We start from the raw sequence: 255 nt of genomic DNA, 5'->3' as shown, positions 1-255 counted from the left end.
CCTTCTGCCTTTACACTCTTCGAATGATTTCCAACCATTCTGAGGGAACCTTTGGGCGCCTCCGTTACTCTTTAGGAGGCGACCGCCCCAGTCAAACTGCCCATCTGACACTGTCTCCCACCACGATCAGTGGTGCGGGTTAGAGTGGCCATAACGCAGGGGTAGTATCCCACCAGCGCCTCCATCGAAACTAGCGTTCCGACTTCTACGGCTCCTACCTATCCTGTACATGCGGTACAGACACTCAATATCAAA

The 255-nt window shown here is 53.3% G+C and carries 1 rRNA gene; it reads right to left on the bottom strand.

What is annotated here, in order from left to right:
• A 23S ribosomal RNA gene (locus tag P3R27_RS15045) occupies positions 1-255 on the bottom strand; the annotation flags it as partial.

This window comes from Enterococcus spodopteracolus (assembly GCF_030441955.1).
In the GTDB taxonomy this organism is placed as follows: domain Bacteria; phylum Bacillota; class Bacilli; order Lactobacillales; family Enterococcaceae; genus Enterococcus_B; species Enterococcus_B spodopteracolus.
Note: the sequence above shows the minus strand (reverse complement) of the source record. Positions and strands in the feature narration are given on the sequence as shown.